Below are 16,222 nucleotides of genomic sequence, written 5' to 3'. Positions count from 1 at the left end.
TTCGCCTACGACGACGAGGAGACCTGCATCGCGGAGGTCCGCTACCTCCTCTCCCTCCTCCCGCAGAACAACCGCGAGAACCCCCCGCGCGTCGAGTGCACCGACCCGGCCGACCGCCGCGGCGACGTCCTGCTCGACCTGGTCCCGGCGGACGGCAACCGGCCGTACGACATGGCCAGGGTCATCGAGGAGATCGTCGACGACGGCGAGTACCTGGAGGTCCACGAGCGCTGGGCCCGCAACATCATCTGCGCCCTGGCCCGGCTCGACGGCCAGGTCGTCGGCATCATCGCCAACCAGCCGCAGACCCTCGCCGGCGTCCTGGACATCGAGGCCAGCGAGAAGGCCGCACGGTTCGTCCAGATGTGCGACGCCTTCAACATCCCGATCGTCACCTTCCTGGACGTCCCCGGGTTCCTCCCGGGTGTCGACCAGGAGCACGGCGGCATCATCCGGCACGGCGCGAAGCTCCTCTACGCCTACTGCAACGCGACCGTGCCCCGGATCTCCCTCATCCTGCGCAAGGCGTACGGCGGTGCCTACATCGTCATGGACAGCCAGTCCATCGGCGCCGACCTCACCTTCGCCTGGCCGACCAACGAGATCGCCGTGATGGGCGCCGACGGCGCCGCCAACGTCATCTTCCGCCGTCAGATCGCCGACGCCGAGGACCCCGAGGCCATGCGGGCCCGCATGGTCAAGGAGTACAAGGCCGAGCTGATGCACCCGTACTACGCCGCCGAGCGCGGCCTGGTCGACGACGTCATCGACCCGGCCGAGACCCGCGAGGTCCTCATCAAGTCCCTGGCGATGCTGCACACGAAGCACGCCGACCTGCCCTCGCGCAAGCACGGCAACCCCCCGCAGTAACCCAGTGGACTCTCCGCACCCCCCCAGCGGAAACCTCTCTCACGGAGACTGACAGCCATGGACACCCCTGACATCCGCGTCGAGAAGGGCCACGCCGAGCCCGAGGAAGTCGCCGCCATCACGGCGATCCTGCTGGCCCGCGCCGCCGCCCGCCCCTCCGAGACCCCGGTCCACCGCGGTCGCCTCAAGGCCGGCTGGCGCCGCCTGGAGCGCGAGCCCGGCTTCCGCGCCCCGCACAGCTGGCGCTGACCGCGACACCTCGGGCCCCGACCGCCTCCATGGCGGCCGGGGCCTTCGCGCGCTCACGGTGAAGCGACCGTACGGTGAAGCGACCCGCGGACAACGGAAAGCGGCCCCGGTGCCTCCCTCAGGAGGCACCGGGGCCGCTTCCGCGTGTGTTCCTACCGCAGGCGCGCCATCAGCGCGTGCTCCACCAGTGTGATCAGCGCCGACTTGGCATCCGCGCGGTGGCGGGCGTCCGTCGTGATGATCGGGGTGTCGGGGCCGATCTGCAGCGCCTCGCGCACCTCGTCCGGCGAGTACGGCTGGTTGCCGTCGAAGCCGTTCAGGGCGATCACGAAGGGGAGGCCGGAGTTCTCGAAGTAGTCGACCGCGGGGAAGCAGTCGGCGAGCCGGCGGGTGTCCACCAGGACGATGGCACCGATGGCGCCGCGCACCAGGTCGTCCCACATGAACCAGAAGCGGTCCTGGCCGGGCGTACCGAAGAGGTACAGGATCAGGTCCTGGTCCAGCGTGATACGGCCGAAGTCCATGGCCACCGTGGTGGTGGTCTTGTCTCCGGTGTGGGTGAGGTCGTCGATGCCCGCGCTCGCGGACGTCATGACGGCCTCGGTACGCAGCGGGTTGATCTCCGAGACGGCCCCGACGAACGTGGTCTTGCCCACGCCGAAGCCACCCGCTACCACGATCTTCGCCGAGGTGGTGGAGCGGGAAGGACCGCCGCTAGAGCTTGCGAAGTCCACTGAGCACCCTTTCGAGCAGTGTCACGTCTGGCTGGCCGCCGGCGCTCTCGTCGCCGCCGGGCTGATGGATGGCGACCAGTCCCGCCTCCGCCAAGTCGGCGACGAGGATCCTGGCCACGCCGAGGGGGATGGTCAGCAGCGCCGAGATCTCGGCGACCGACTTGATCTCTCGGCAGAGGTTGCAGATCCGCTGATGCTCGGGCAGTTGCCCCTGCATCTGGTGCGGCTGCGCAGTGGTGTGCACCAGCGCCTCGATGGCGAGCTGGTACCGCGGGCGGGTCCGGCCACCGGTCATGGCGTACGGACGCACCAAAGGGTTGTTCGACGCCCCGGCGGGCGCCGGCTCGGGGGTGCGGCGCTGCGGCTGCACGGGCTGGATGCGCGGTGCCTGCGGCTGGTCGTACGGCGACGGGCCGGGGCCCTGCGGCGCGTACGGCTGGCTCGGCGCGGAGGGGAAGTTGTAACGGTTCGCGTTCTGGGAACCGTCGCCCGGGCCCTGGGCAGGGCCGTACGACCAGTTACCAGAATGAGAACCGCCTGGGGGTGTTGCCACTTTCTCTCCTCCTCCGACTGTGCCTGGCACCCATCACGTGGAAGCCGCGTCCCGAAACACTACGGCCTCGGGACGCCAAAACGCACCGTCCCACTGTTAGTTGAGAAGGCTCCCTTGGAGCTCCGCACGAAGATCGGGCGTCAGGACCGTGCCGGCACGGTCCACCAGGAGGGCCATCTCGTACCCGATGAGGCCGATGTCCGCCTCGGGGTGGGCGAGAACCGCGAGCGACGAACCGTCGGAAATGGACATGATGAAGAGGAATCCCCGCTCCATCTCCACAACCGTCTGGTTCACGCTGCCTCCCTCGAAGATCCGGGAGGCGCCTGCCGTCAGTGACGTCAGACCGGAGGCGACGGCCGCGAGCTGGTCGGCGCGGTCGCGGGGGAAGCCTTCGGACATCGCCAGAAGGAGTCCGTCGGCGGAGACCACCACCGTGTGGGACACCCCCGGGGTGTTGTCCACGAAGTTGGTGATCAACCAGTTCAGGTTCTGTGCCGCCTGGCTCATCGGGCTCACACTAACGCTCCTGGTTGTAGGTGCTGTCAGGACCGAAGCCCTGGCCGTTCGTTTCACTGCCTGCGTTGCGTCCGCGCTGGACGCCGCGACGCAGGTTGCTCAGCCTGCCTCGGACGTCCTCCGGGGCGCGGGAGACCTGTGGGCCTCCCTGGGGGGTGCTCTCGGCGGTCCCCTCGACCAGGTTGGCCTTGGGTACCCGCCGCGGCAGGCCGGAGGAGGTGACCCCGCCCGCCTTGGGCTTCCGGAGCTGCGCGGCCTGCTGCCAACGCTGGTCGTTCGCCGAACGCCAGGCGCTGTCACCGCCGTTGCCCTCCGAAGGGGGAGCCGGCGCATCCTGCTGCACGGGCCGCGCGCCGTTCGAACCGCTCGCCGCGTGGGAGCCGCGGCGGGGAAGCCCGGCGTCGGTCAGCGCGTGGGCGGCGGAGGAGGCCGTTCCCGGACGGTCGAAGCCTACGCGGTCCTGGTCACTCGCGTCAGCGGCCTGTGCGGATTCCGCTTCTGGAGCGTACTGGTCCGGGTAGCCGTTGCGGTAGCCGTTCTGCTGCGGCCAGTCGTCCTGGTAGGACTGCTCCTCGTACGAGGGGAAGTCCTCCGCCGCGGACGCCTGGGCGGGCGCCCGCTCCTCCTGGGCCGGCTCCGCATACGCGGGGTCCGGGTAGCCGCCGTTCGACGCGAAGGACTCGCCCTGCGGCAGGGTGCCGTTGGCGGAGAAACCCTCGCCCTGCGGCAGGCCGTTGCGGGACGCCGTGTACGGGTCCTCGTACGCCGGGCGCTGCCGCTCGTCGTACGCCGTCTGCTGGTCGTAGGCCGCGGGCTGCTCGGCGAAGGCGGTCGTGCCGCCGTCGTAGGCGTTCTGCGCGCCGGTGTAGCCGTTCTGGGCGGCGTCGTACGTGGGCTGCTGCGGTGTCTGGTTCTGCTGCGGCAGGTCGAAGCCGTCGGCGAACGCCGGGGTCTCGGCGGACTGCTGCTGCGGCTCGCCGGGGTGCCCGTGCGACTGGGCCTCCAGGGCCGCCCGGCGCCCCTCGCGCATCAGGGAACGGCCCACCGGGTCCAGTTCGCGGATGTCGTCGGGGACCTCGGTGTAGCGGCTGTCGTCGAAGCCAAGTTCGGCCGCCGTGCGCATCGGCTGCTGGTTGAAGTTCTCGCCCTGGAACTGCTGCTCCGGGATGATCTGCGAGACGGTGAACTCGTCGGCGCCGGCGGGCTGTTCGCCGCCACCGCCGTGCGTGATCGCGTCCGGCAGCATGACCAGCGAGGTGGTGCCCGCCTGCTCGCCCGAGGGGCGCAGCTGGACGCGGATGCCGTGCCGGTCGGACAGCCGGCCGACCACGAACAGGCCCATGCGCTGCGAGATGGCGGCGTCCACGGTCGGCGGGTTGGCCAGCTTGTGGTTGATGTCCGCGAAGTCCTCGGCGGTGAGGCCGATGCCCTTGTCGTGGATCTCGATCATGACGCGGCCGTCGGGGAGACGGGTCGCGGTGACCCGGACCTTGGTCTGCGGCGAGGAGAACGTCGTGGCGTTCTCCAGCAGCTCGGCCAGCAGGTGCACGAGGTCGGTCACGGCACGGCCGTGGATCTCGGCCTCCGGGACGCCCGAGAGCTCGATGCGCTCGTACTGCTCCACCTCGGAGGAGGCGGCGCGCAGCACGTCGACCAGCGGGACCGGCTGGTCCCAGCGGCGGCCGGGCTCCTCGCCGGCGAGGACGAGGAGGTTCTCGCCGTTGCGGCGCATACGGGTCGCGAGGTGGTCCAGGCGGAAGAGGTTCTCCAACTGGTCCGGGTCGGCCTCGTTGTTCTCCAGGTCGGTGATCAGGGTCAGCTGGCCCTCGATCAGCGACTGGTTGCGGCGCGAGAGGTTGGTGAAGATCGCGTTGATGTTGCCCCGCAGCAGGGCCTGCTCGGCGGCGAGCCGGACGGCCTCGCGGTGGACCTGGTCGAAGGCGCGGGCGACCTCGCCGATCTCGTCGGTGGTGTTGATCGGGATCGGGGCGACCCGGGTGTCGACCCGGCCGGGGTCGGTGCGCGAGAGCTGGTCGACCAGCATCGGCAGGCGCTGCTCGGCGATACCGAAGGCGGCGTTGCGCAGCTGGCGCATGGACTGGCTCATCTGGCGGGCCATGAGCGAGGCGATGATGAACGCGGTGAGCAGGGCGATGATGACGATGCCACCGTTGACGATGGCGTCCTGCTGGGCGTCGGAGGCGATCTGCCCGGCGTCGGAGACCGCCCGGTCGATCAATTCCTTCTCGACCTGGCTGTAGCCCTCGAACTTCAGGGTCGCGGCCGCCATCCACGCGGATGCCGTGATGCCCGCCTGGGCCAGCTCGGCGGGCTCCCTGCCGCTGCCGATCGCCGCGATCATGTCGTCCATGGACGGCGGGGCCACGTAGTCCTGGCCCGCCGCGTCCGCCTTGGCCTTGGCGTCGGCGGCCTGCTTCTCGCCCTCGGCCTGCTTCTGGTTCATCACCTCGGTCAGCCGGGCGGCGTCCTGCGTGGTGCCGCCGGAGACGTACTCCTGGAGCGCGACCCGCTCGAGGTAGGCGTAGGAGGTGAAGGCGGTGACCTGCTGGGCGCGGATCTTCTCGTCGGGGCTCGGCCGCACCAGCAGGTGCATGCCGATGGAGCGCTGGAGCGACTCGGCGCCCTTGGCCAGGGCGATCGCGTAGACCGTGCGGCCGTAGGCGGTGATGTTGCCGGTGCCCAGGCCCAGCTCGTTGGAGAACTCCATCAGCAGGTGCTCGACGGCGACGTAACCCTCTTCGGTCTTCACCGGGTCCATCGCCTTGGTGTAGGCGGCCTCCCGGACCTTGGTGAGGGTGGGCTCCGCCTCATCGACCAGCTTCAGGCGCCGCTCCAGGCCCTGCTTGGCCGGCATACCGACGACTTCCTTGCGGAAGGCGGCGGCCTTCTGGTCGGTGACGGCGCGGGCCTCCTTGACGTCCGCGTCGTCCTTCTTGTTCTGCAGCAGCGGCTCGGCGGAGATGTCCCGCTCGTTGAGGAGGGCCTCGGCGTACTCGCCGGCGGCGGCGACGATCTTCGCGACCTTCTCGGCGTCGCGGGCCTCCTGCCAGGTGTCGATCGAGCTCTTCACCTGGAAGCCGCCCATGACCAGACCGACCAGCACGGGTATGAGCAGGATCGCGTTCAGCCGGGTCGGCACCCGCCAGTTGCGCGGGGAGAGACGGCCGCCGCTCTTGGCGGGTGCGGCCGTCTGCTCCGAGCCGGGCACAGGGGCGGGCGCCGCTCCGCGCGGCGGCGGGGTGAAGTTGCCCCGCGCCGCCGGCTCGGGACTTTTCTTGCTTCGCCTCACTCGACCAACAACCTCTCGGCGGTCGGCACCTACGTCGTGCCGCAGTGTCTCAAAGCCCGGTAAGCCATCGACCATGAGTACGTCATTGACTATTGGGCAGTTCAGGCATTCCAGCACGACGACCAGTGCTCTTCCAAACAGTGAGAAGAGTCGATTCGATGTGATGTAAGCCCTAGATAAAACGGTCAAAAAGAGCGAGCCCCGTCAAAAGACGGGGCCTTCGTGCGCACAGCGATACCGACCGACCGCGACGCGTGGCCGTACCACCGGATTCCTCTGCCGAAACGTTATGAACACCGGAGCCGGCCGTGTCAAAGGCCACAGCCGGCTCCGAAGCGTCTACGACAACTGCCGTACGGCTCTGCTTACTTGAAGATTAACGCAGCCGCGCCATCAGGGCGTGCTCGACCAGTGTGATCAGCGCGCTCTTCGCATCCGCGCGGTGCCGGGCGTCGGTGGTGATGATCGGGGTGTCCGGTCCGATCTGCAGCGCCTCGCGCACCTCCTCCGGCTGGTAGGGCTGCTGCCCGTCGAAGCCGTTGAGCGCGACGACGAACGGCAGGCCGGAGTTCTCGAAGTAGTCCACCGCGGGGAAGCAGTCGGCGAGCCGGCGGGTGTCCACCAGCACCACCGCGCCGATCGCGCCGCGCACCAGGTCGTCCCACATGAACCAGAAGCGGTCCTGACCCGGCGTACCGAACAGGTAGAGGATCAGGTCCTGGTCCAGCGTGATACGGCCGAAGTCCATGGCCACCGTGGTGGTGGTCTTGTCCCCGGTGTGGGTGAGGTCGTCGATGCCCGCGCTCGCGGACGTCATGACGGCCTCCGTGCGCAGCGGGTTGATCTCCGAGACGGCGCCCACGAACGTGGTCTTGCCCACGCCGAAGCCGCCCGCCACCACGATCTTCGCGGAGGTGGTGGCCCGGCCCCCGTCAGAGCTTGCGAAGTCCACTGAGCACCCTTTCGAGCAGCGTCACGTCCGGTGCGCCGCCGTTGTTCTCGTCGCCGCCCGGCTGGTGGATGGCCACCAGACCGGCCTCGGCGAGGTCCGCGACGAGGATCCGCGCCACGCCCAGCGGCATGGCCAGGAGCGCCGAGACCTCCGCGACCGACTTCACCTCGCGGCAGAGGTGGCAGATGCGCTGGTGCTCGGGAAGGAGCCCCATGAGCGCTGCCGGGTCGGCCGTGGTGCTGATCAGCGCCTCGATGGCGAGCTGGTAACGCGGCCGGGTCCGGCCACCGGTCATCGCGTACGGACGCACCAGCGGCTGGTCGCCCTCGTCCCCGTACGGCTCCGCGTACGGATCATGAGAGGCGGTGGGCGGGGTCATGAATCCTCCGGGCGGGACAGCATGTCTCGGTCAGTCGTGCCGTCCGTCGTGGCCAGTTGGGGGGATTGTGTCGGCCGGACGGTGATTTCGTGAGGTGGGTGGTGCCGAGGACGGTCAGTGGAGCAGACTGCCCTGGAGCTCGGCGCGCAGGTCGGGCGTGAGCACAGCGCCCGCGCGGTCGACGAGGAGCGCCATCTCGTAACCGACCAGACCGATGTCGCACTCGGGGTGCGCGAGAACGGCGAGGGACGAGCCGTCCGAGACGGACATCAGGAAGAGGAATCCCCGCTCCATCTCGACGACGGTCTGCGCCACATTGCCGCCCTCGAAGATCCGGGAGGCGCCGGCGGTCAGTGAGGTCAGCCCCGACGCGACCGCCGCCAGCTGGTCGGCGCGGTCGCGCGGAAAGCCCTCGGACATCGCGAGCAGGAGCCCGTCGGCGGACACCACCACGGTGTGGGACACCCCGGGGGTGTTGTCCACGAAGTTGGTGATCAACCAGTTCAGATTCTGTGCTGCCTGGCTCATCTGGCTCAACTAACGCTCCTGCTGGTGAGTGGGGCTCGGGAAACTGCCGGTCTGACCGTTGCCGGCCTGACGACCCTGCGCGATGCCCCGACGGAGATTGGTCAGCCGTCCGCGTACGTCGTCAGGCGCACGCGAGACCTGCGGACCGGTTTGGTGCTGTTGCTGCTGAGCCGTGCCCGGGACGAGGTTCGCCCGGGGCACCCGGCGCGGCAGACCGGAGGTGGTGACGCCGCCCGCGGCCGGCTGCCGGACGCGCTCGGCCTGCCGGACGAGCTCGTCGTTGGGCGAGGTGCGCCAGGCACTGCCCGCGGGACGCTGGGGAGCAGCCGGAGCCTGCGGCTGCTGTCGCTGCGGCGCCGAACCGTTGCTGTTGCCGTTGTCGCCCGTACCGCCCTGCTGTCCACCGCGGAACCAGTTGGTCTCCAGCGTGTCGTACAGCGGGGTACGGCCGTCCCCCGGACCCGGGGCCGGCGGCAGCGCCTCCGGCTCGGGGCGGGCGGCGGGACGCGGCGGGACCGGCTGCTGCGGAGCGCCGTAGCCGTTGGCACCCGTCTGCGGGCGCTGGAACTGGCCGGTGCCGGCCGGGTCCTGGCGGCCGGGCAGGGAGTGCTGACCGGTGGAGGAGCCGTCGTAGCCCGGCGAGGCGAACTGGCCGGTGGAGCCGTTGTCGTAGGCCTGCGGAGCGGGCGGGGCGGTGAACCGGCCCGGGCCCGCCGGGGCGTTCTGACCGCCCGGGGCGCCGAAGACGTCGGAGCGGACGAAGCCGTCCTGCTGACCGCCCGCACCGGGACTGGTGCCGGGACCGGTCGCGCCGGGCACAGGGAACTGGCCGGTGTCCTGGGCGCCGCCGGGGAACTGCCCGGTGTCCTGGCCGGGGTAGCGGCCGCCGCCCATGGCGGGGAACTGGCCCGTCGACTGGGGGCCGCCCACGCCGGGACGGGTGAAGTCCGCGGCGGGGTCCGGACCCTGACGGTCGTCTATTCGCGGTATCTCGGCGGTGGAGCCGGGACCCTGGCGGTCGCCCACTCGCGGCATGCGCGAGGTCTGGGAGACGTCCGGCTCCTCGTGGCCGCGCGGGGCGTCCAGCGGGGTGCGCGGCATCGGCGGCTGGGCGTTGTCGTCGCCCCAGCTCGTGGCGCGCGACGTCTGCGGGGCGCCGCCGGGCAGTTCGGCCCGCGGACCGCCGCGTGGCGGCAGCTGCGGCTGACGCCCGCGACCGCCCTGCTCGGACCGGCCGCCGCCCTGGCGCTGCGGCGGCCCGGCGGGACGCCCGCCGCCGAAGAGGTCCTGGCCCTGGCCCGGCCCACCGGCCGCCTGAAGTCCCTGCGGCGCACCCGGTGCCTGGCCGCCGAACCCGGCGCCCGCACCGGCCGGAGCCTGCGGCCCGCGCGGTCCGCCGGGAAGGCCACCGCCGTCGCGGCCGGGCAGCGCGGCCCGGGGACCCTGACCGGAGGCCAGCCGGCCCGTGTTGCCGGGAGCGGAACCGAGGGCACCGCCCTGCTGACCGTTCTGCCGACGGGCCGCGGCGGCACCGGCGGCGGCCTGCGCGGCGGCGGGACCGCCGGACGCGCCGCCCTGACCGGGCTTGGGCTGCGGCTTCTTGCCGCCCTGGGCGACGTCCACGGGCAGCATGACCAGCGCGGTCGTACCACCGGAGTCGGACGGGCGCAGCTGGATACGGATGCCGTGCCGCTGCGACAGACGACCGACCACGAAGAGGCCCATGCGGCGGGAGACGGAGACGTCCACGGTGGGCGGCGAGGCGAGCCGCTCGTTGATCGCGGCGAGGTCCTCGGGGGAGAGGCCGATGCCGGTGTCGTGGATCTCGATCAGCACCCGGCCGTCGGGCAGCGCGTGACCGGTGACCTTGACCTTGGTCTGCGGGGAGGAGAACGAGGTGGCGTTCTCCAGCAGCTCGGCGAGCAGGTGCACGAGGTCGTTGACGACCCGGCCGGCGACCTCGGTCGTCGGCACGGAGGCCAGCTCGATGCGCTCGTACTGCTCCACCTCGGACGCGGCGGCGCGGAGCACGTCGACCAGCGGGACCGGGCGGGTCCAGCGACGGCCGGGCTCCTCACCCGCGAGGACGAGGAGGTTCTCACCGTTACGGCGCATGCGCGTCGCGAGGTGGTCGAGCTTGAAGAGCGAGGACAGCTGGTCCGGGTCGGCCTCGCGGGACTCCAGTTCGGAGATCAGCGACAGCTGGCGCTGGATCAGACCCTGGGAGCGGCGCGAGAGGTTGGTGAACATCGCGTTGACGTTGCCCCGGAGAAGGGCCTGCTCGGCGGCGAGGCGGACCGCCTCGCGGTGCACGTCGTCGAAGGCCGCGGCCACCTGGCCGATCTCGTCCCGGGAGTGCACACCGACCGATTCCACGGACGTGTCCACGTCCTGCGGGTCGGACTCGGACAGCTGCTTGACCAGCTCGGGCAGGCGGTCCTGGGCGACCTTGGTGGCGGTCTCCTGGAGCCGGCGCAGCGAGCGGATCATGGACCGGGCGACGACGAAGGCGCCGACCAGCGACACACCGAGCACGAGCAGGATGAGGGCACCGGAGATGATCGCCTCGCGCTCCGACTCGGCGCGCAGCTCACGGGCCTTCTGCTCCATGTCCTCGAGCAGCGTGGTCTCGATGTTGCCCATCTGGTCGATCTTGGTCGTACTGGCGTCCATCCAGTCCTGGTACGACCGCTTGTCCTGCTGGGTGATGCCGCTGGGGGAGCCGAGCACACGGTTGGCGTAGGTGTCGGCGTCGACGATGGTGGGGTTGCCCTGCTCGATGGGCTTGAGCAGCTCCTCGGCGCTGTCGTCGCCGTAGATGCTGCGGAAGCTGGCGAGCTCGGATTCCTGGTTCTGCAGCGCGGCCTCGCCGTACTGCCGGTCGTTCTCCGACAGCTCACCCGCGATGGCCTTGTTCACCGGCAGCGCCGCCGAGAGCACGGCGCGCTGGACGGAGGCGTACTCCTTGGCCGCGGAGAAGGCCGCCAGCGCACGCGTGCGCTGGATCATCTCCGGGTTGCTGGTGGCCTGCGCCATGTCCTCGGACAGGTCGAGCAGACCGGTGATGAGGCGGTGGTAGGCCTCCACCGTCTGGGTGGAGTTCTCCTTCTCCGCGTACGCCGACGTGCGGATCTTGGCCAGGTTGCCGAGGTCGCCGAGGAGACCCACGAGGCTGTCGCGGACGCCCTGGAGGTTGCCGTCGGCGCTCTTGGCGTCGATCTCCTCCGAGGCGTCGCTGAACGCGGTCAGCTGGCGGTCGGTCTTCTCCCGGACGCCCTTGATGGTGAAGTCGGCGGCGGTCGCGCCGTGCGCCAGCGGGCCCGCCGACTCGTCACGCTCGTTCTGCAGCGCGATGGCCAGGGTCGTGGCCTGCTTGGTCATGTCCGTCAGCAGCTTCATGTTGTCGAGCTGCTGGATGTCGTCCATCGACTGGTTGATGCGCAGCGTGCCCAGGGTGGTCGCCGCGACCACCGGGAGCGTCAGCAGCGCCACCAGACGGGTGGAGATGCGCCAGTTGCGCAGCGCCACGCGGGAGCCGGGGCCGGAGGCGCCGGCCGGCGGCTTGACCGTCGGGGTAGGGGGGAGAGTGCTCGGCGACGCGGACGTGCCGGGGCGCCCGGGGCGCTCACCGCCGTCGCCGGACGAGCCCGGACCCGGGTTCTGGGCGTGCTGGGGCGAGGAACTGCCGGCATTGGGGCCAGTCCCGCCGTGCGGCTCCGGCTCCGCCGAAGCACTGCCATCCCTCTTGAAACGTCCCTGCACTAGCGTCGCAACCTCTGGACCAGGCGCCCCTCCGGGTGAACGGAGGGACGGGTGTCGGCGTGTTGGGGGGCGCCCTGAATACGCTCCCCGGGTGGTCGTGAGTGACCGGCGCTGGATTCCCCTTCTCACCGCCACTCGGCGCTTCTGTGCGCCCCCTGCGCGCCGGCTCGATCCCGCGGCGGTCCGTGGAATTCCAGCACAGTGCAGGATCTGCAACAAGGCCCGTTGGCCGGGCTGTGACATCCGTGACACCGCGTGAGGAGTGGATCACGCCACGTAGAATGCGATCCGGGAACAACCCGGGCATATCCGAGCGAAGTGCCGGAACGCAAGGGGTGTCCCAGTCGCCATGATCAGGAGCGGAATGAGGGCTTCAGGTGATGAATGTCCGTTTCGTGACGGTCGACCGGGGGTCTGAATTGACCGGTTTGGTCGAGGATTCGTGAGCAAACTCACACGCGGATCGTGAGACCTTCACGCGTTCCCCGGGAATCGCGTGTTTAGCCTGACGCTTTACAGAAATCGCAAATCCGACAACCCGCGCCCGCGCGAGGGACCGTTCACCGGCCCTCCGGGTGCCCGGACACGACAGGGCTCAGTACAACAGTGAAGACGACGACGATGTTCCACAAGATCGCCAACCCGCGGCGCACGACGCTGGCGCACCTCAAGGACGCCGACGACCTGCAACTCCCGGAGCAGCCGGAGCACCCCGTCGAACTCCCCGCCCAGACCGCCAATCCCAAGCGCACCATCCTCATGGAGATCCCGGTCGCGGCCTCCGCCGCGTCCTCCGCGGAGTAGTACGGGCGCGGGCCGCCGCATGCTCAAGGCGGCCGCCCAGGATGTCAAGGGCGTCCCCGGCCGGGGACGCCCTTCCGCGTTAGCCTGGAGCGTCAGACTCCAGCCAGCTCAGCAAGGGGCCAACCAACCCGTGCGCATCGCCAGGTTCTCCATCGACGGGAACGTCGCCTTCGGCGCGGTCGAGGGCGACAAGCCGGACGAGCTCGTCCTCGACATCATCAAGGGCATCCCGTTCGCGGACTACCAGCTCTCCGGCACGAAGGTGCCGCTGAGCAAGGTCCGGCTGCTTCCGCCCGTGCTGCCCAACAAGGTCGTGGCCTACGGCCGCAACTACGCCGAGCACGCGCGCGAGCTGGGCAACGAGGTGCCCGACACCCCGTTCGCCTTCTTCAAGCCGTCCACCTCGGTCATCGGCCCCGGCGACGCCATCCAGTACCCGTCCTTCTCGTCCGACCTCCACCACGAGGCCGAACTCGCCGTCGTCATCGGCCGCATGTGCCGCGAGGTCCCGCGCGAGCGCGTCAAGGACGTGATCTTCGGCTACACCTGCGCCATCGACGTCACCGCCCGCGACGTCCAGAAGCGCGAGAAGCAGTGGGCGCGCGCCAAGGGCTTCGACACCTCCTGCCCGCTCGGCCCCTGGGTGGAGACCGACCTCGACCCGAGCGACCTCACCATCCAGCTCACGGTCAACGGCCAGCAGCGCCAGCTCGGCCGCACCAGCGAGATGATCCACTCCATCGAGGACCTGATCGTCCACATCACCGAGGCCATGACGCTGCTCCCCGGCGACGTGATCCTCACGGGCACCCCGGCAGGGGTCGGCCCCCTGGCTGTCGGCGACGAGGTCGCCGTCACCATCGAAGGCATCGGCACTCTCACCAACAAGGTTGTCAAGCGTGGCTAGCGCATCCGGCTCTCCCGTACGCGTCCGTTTCTGCCCGTCGCCCACCGGTAACCCCCATGTGGGCCTGGTCCGCACCGCCCTGTTCAACTGGGCGTTCGCCCGGCACCACGGCGGCTCCCTGGTCTTCCGCATCGAGGACACCGACGCGGCCCGAGACTCCGAGGAGTCGTACCACCAGCTGCTGGACTCGATGCGCTGGCTGGGCTTCGACTGGGACGAGGGCCCCGAGATCGGCGGCCCGCACGCGCCGTACCGCCAGTCGCAGCGCATGGACATCTACCGGGACGTCGCGGCCAAGCTGCTGGACGCCGGCCACGCCTACCACTGCTACTGCTCCCAGGAGGAGCTGGACACCCGCCGCGAGGCCGCCCGCGCCGCCGGCAAGCCCTCCGGCTACGACGGCCACTGCCGCGAGCTGACCGGCGCCAAGGTCGAGCAGTACCGGGCAGAGGGCCGCGAGCCGATCGTCCGCTTCCGGATGCCCGACGAGACGATCACCTTCACCGACCTGGTCCGCGGCGAGCTGACCTTCACCCCGGAGAACGTCCCGGACTACGGCATCGTCCGCGCCAACGGCGCCCCGCTGTACACGCTGGTCAACCCGGTTGACGACGCCTTGATGGAGATCACCCACGTCCTGCGCGGCGAGGACCTGCTCTCCTCCACCCCCCGCCAGATCGCCCTCTACAAGGCGCTGATCGAGCTGGGCATCGCCCAGGGCGTCCCGCGGTTCGGCCACCTGCCGTACGTGATGGGCGAGGGCAACAAGAAGCTCTCCAAGCGCGACCCGCAGTCCTCGCTCAACCTCTACCGCGAGCGCGGCTTCCTCCCCGAGGGCCTGCTCAACTACCTCTCCCTCCTGGGCTGGTCGCTCTCCGCCGACCAGGACATCTTCACCACGGACGAGCTGGTCGCGGCCTTCGACATCGCGGACGTCAACCCCAACCCGGCCCGCTTCGACCTGAAGAAGTGCGAGGCGATCAACGGCGACCACATCCGCCTGCTGGACGTGAAGGACTTCACCGAGCGCTGCCGCCCCTGGCTGAAGGCCCCGTTCGCCCCCTGGGCGCCGGAGGACTTCGACGAGGCCCGGTGGCAGGCGATCGCCCCGCACGCGCAGACCCGTCTGAAGGTCCTCTCCGAGATCACCGACAACGTCGACTTCCTCTTCCTGTCCGAGCCGGTCTTCGACGAGCCGAGCTGGACGAAGGCGATGAAGGAGGGCAGCGACGCCCTGCTGCGCACGGCGCGGGAGAAGCTGGAGTCGGCGGACTGGACCTCCCCCGAGTCCCTGAAGGAGGCCGTCCTGGCCGCCGGCGAGGCCCACGGTCTCAAGCTCGGCAAGGCCCAGGCTCCCGTCCGTGTCGCCGTCACCGGCCGCACGGTCGGCCTGCCGCTCTTCGAGTCCCTGGAGGTCCTGGGCAAGGAGAAGGCACTGACCCGCATCGACGCGGCGCTGGCGAGGCTGGCGGCGTAACCCCGGCGCACACCCGAGGGGCGGCACCCGGAACCCCGGGGGCCGCCCCTCGCGTATCCGGGCACCGCCGTCGCCACGCGGCATCAGGGGCCGGCCGTTCCGGCAGACGTGACCACGTGCCCCGGGTTACCGTCGGATCATGAGCATTCGCGCCGTGGTCTGGGACGTGGACGACACCCTCTTCGACTACACCACCGCGGACCGTGAGGGCATGCGCGGGCACCTGGCCGCCGAGGGCCTCCTGGAGCGCTACGGCACCCCCGAGCGCGCCCTGGACCTGTGGCGGGAGATCACCGACCAGCAGTGGGCGCGCTTCGCGGACGGCGAGACCACCTTCGAGGGGCAGCGCCGCGACCGCGTACGCGTCTTCCTCGGCCGTGCGCTGACCGACGCCGAGGCCGACGCCTGGTTCGAGCGGTACATCACGCACTACGAGGCCGCCTGGGCCCTCTTCCCGGACGTCCTGCCCGTCCTGGACGCCCTCGCCGCCAGCCACCGCCACGCGGTGCTCTCCAACTCCAGCCTCCACGTCCAGGACCGTAAGCTGCGCGTCCTCGGCGTCCACGACCGCTTCGAGGCCATCCTGTGCGCCGCCGAGCTGGGCGTCTCCAAGCCGGACGCCGCCGCCTTCCTCGCGGCCTGCGAGGCCCTCGCCCTGCCCCCGCGGGAGGTCGCCTACGTCGGCGACCACCCGGAGATCGACGGACAGGGCTCCGCGGACGCCGGCCTGCTGTCGGTGTGGATCGACCGCTACGGCGCCGCCGCCACCATCCAGCTGCCCTCCGGACGGCACCGGATCGCCACCCTCGCCGAACTGCCGGCGATCCTCGGCGCGGATACCCGTTTTGGAGCGCAGTCCACCTTCGGGTAATGTTCTTTCTGCGCCGCCGGGGAGCGGGCCGAAAGGCCGGAACCCGGGGGAGCGAACTAGAACAAGATCCCCCCAGGGGCTTGCGTTCCAGTGGCCTATGGTGTAATTGGCAGCACGACTGATTCTGGTTCAGTTAGTCTTGGTTCGAGTCCAGGTAGGCCAGCTCGCAGAGCTCATCTGCAACAGTGAAGATCTCCTTCACAAAGCCCCCGTTGTGTAGCGGCCTAGCACGCTGCCCTCTCAAGGCAGTAGCGCCGGTTCGAATCCGGTCGGGGGTACTGATCTCGATCAACTCGGGATCGCTAGG

The 16,222-nt window shown here is 70.3% G+C and carries 14 protein-coding genes and 2 tRNA genes; 8 read left to right on the top strand and 8 right to left on the bottom strand.

From position 1 onward, the window contains the following. Both ALMP_RS40085 and ALMP_RS40080 read left to right on the top strand, forming a co-directional pair. The coding region (locus ALMP_RS40085) for a carboxyl transferase domain-containing protein (RefSeq protein ID WP_309299608.1) at positions 1-870 on the top strand (870 nt) is incomplete at its 5' end. 57 nt (positions 871-927) lie between these two features. Further along, positions 928-1,119, top strand: coding sequence for an acyl-CoA carboxylase subunit epsilon (locus ALMP_RS40080; RefSeq protein WP_264936922.1), 192 nt, complete (start codon positions 928-930; stop codon positions 1,117-1,119). Positions 1,120-1,271: 152 nt separating this feature from the next. On the opposite strand, the gene ALMP_RS40075 is transcribed toward ALMP_RS40080, so the two are convergent. From ALMP_RS40075 to ALMP_RS40040, 8 genes are all read right to left on the bottom strand, one after another. Then, positions 1,272-1,853, bottom strand: coding sequence for an ATP/GTP-binding protein (locus tag ALMP_RS40075; protein ID WP_029183992.1), 582 nt, complete (start codon positions 1,851-1,853; stop codon positions 1,272-1,274). Then, entirely contained in the window at positions 1,834-2,406 is a 573-nt protein-coding gene (locus tag ALMP_RS40070) for a DUF742 domain-containing protein (protein WP_264936921.1), read from the bottom strand. Before ALMP_RS40070 ends, ALMP_RS40075 begins: the two co-directional genes overlap by 20 nt. A 96-nt stretch (positions 2,407-2,502) precedes the next feature. After that, entirely contained in the window at positions 2,503-2,916 is a 414-nt protein-coding gene (locus ALMP_RS40065; protein ID WP_004983065.1) for a roadblock/LC7 domain-containing protein, read from the bottom strand. Between the two features lie 10 nt (positions 2,917-2,926). Next, a complete protein-coding gene (locus ALMP_RS40060) occupies positions 2,927-6,235 on the bottom strand; it encodes a nitrate- and nitrite sensing domain-containing protein (RefSeq protein WP_264936920.1) in 3,309 nt (1,102 codons plus the stop codon). A 376-nt stretch (positions 6,236-6,611) separates the two neighbouring features. Further along, a complete protein-coding gene (locus tag ALMP_RS40055) occupies positions 6,612-7,187 on the bottom strand; it encodes an ATP/GTP-binding protein (RefSeq protein ID WP_132855910.1) in 576 nt (191 codons plus the stop codon). Next, the gene (locus ALMP_RS40050; RefSeq protein WP_019058642.1) at positions 7,168-7,566 is read right to left on the bottom strand and encodes a DUF742 domain-containing protein; all 399 of its coding nucleotides are present in this window, start codon (positions 7,564-7,566) and stop codon (positions 7,168-7,170) included. The genes ALMP_RS40055 and ALMP_RS40050 overlap by 20 nt, the downstream gene beginning before the upstream one ends. A gap of 114 nt (positions 7,567-7,680) precedes the next feature. After that, a complete protein-coding gene (locus ALMP_RS40045; protein WP_003973453.1) occupies positions 7,681-8,094 on the bottom strand; it encodes a roadblock/LC7 domain-containing protein in 414 nt (137 codons plus the stop codon). Positions 8,095-8,103: 9 nt separating this feature from the next. Beyond that, the gene (locus ALMP_RS40040; RefSeq protein WP_264936919.1) at positions 8,104-11,856 is read right to left on the bottom strand and encodes a sensor histidine kinase; all 3,753 of its coding nucleotides are present in this window, start codon (positions 11,854-11,856) and stop codon (positions 8,104-8,106) included. Between the two features lie 606 nt (positions 11,857-12,462). On the opposite strand from ALMP_RS40040, the gene ALMP_RS40035 reads away from it, so the two are divergent. The 6 genes from ALMP_RS40035 to ALMP_RS40010 all read left to right on the top strand — a co-directional run bounded on the left by ALMP_RS40035 (position 12,463) and on the right by ALMP_RS40010 (position 16,193). Then, complete coding sequence (locus ALMP_RS40035; RefSeq protein ID WP_264936918.1) at positions 12,463-12,660, top strand: hypothetical protein; 198 nt, start codon at positions 12,463-12,465, stop codon at positions 12,658-12,660. A gap of 130 nt (positions 12,661-12,790) precedes the next feature. Then, positions 12,791-13,567, top strand: coding sequence for a fumarylacetoacetate hydrolase family protein (locus tag ALMP_RS40030; RefSeq protein ID WP_264936917.1), 777 nt, complete (start codon positions 12,791-12,793; stop codon positions 13,565-13,567). Then, on the top strand, positions 13,560-15,044 hold the full coding sequence (gene gltX / locus ALMP_RS40025; protein WP_264936916.1) for a glutamate--tRNA ligase: 1,485 nt from the start codon (positions 13,560-13,562) through the stop codon (positions 15,042-15,044). Before ALMP_RS40030 ends, gltX begins: the two co-directional genes overlap by 8 nt. Positions 15,045-15,183: 139 nt before the next feature. Further along, positions 15,184-15,915: an HAD family hydrolase gene (locus ALMP_RS40020; RefSeq protein ID WP_264936915.1), complete on the top strand. Its 732-nt coding sequence runs from the start codon at positions 15,184-15,186 to the stop codon at positions 15,913-15,915. A 91-nt stretch (positions 15,916-16,006) separates the two neighbouring features. Beyond that, positions 16,007-16,078: transfer RNA gene (locus tag ALMP_RS40015), tRNA-Gln, on the top strand. 42 nt (positions 16,079-16,120) lie between these two features. Then, a tRNA-Glu gene (locus tag ALMP_RS40010) sits at positions 16,121-16,193 on the top strand. Positions 16,194-16,222: the final 29 nt, after the last annotated feature.

It is taken from the genome of Streptomyces sp. A012304, from assembly GCF_026008495.1.
GTDB lineage: Bacteria > Actinomycetota > Actinomycetes > Streptomycetales > Streptomycetaceae > Streptomyces.
This window is presented reverse-complemented; position numbering and strand designations above follow the sequence as displayed.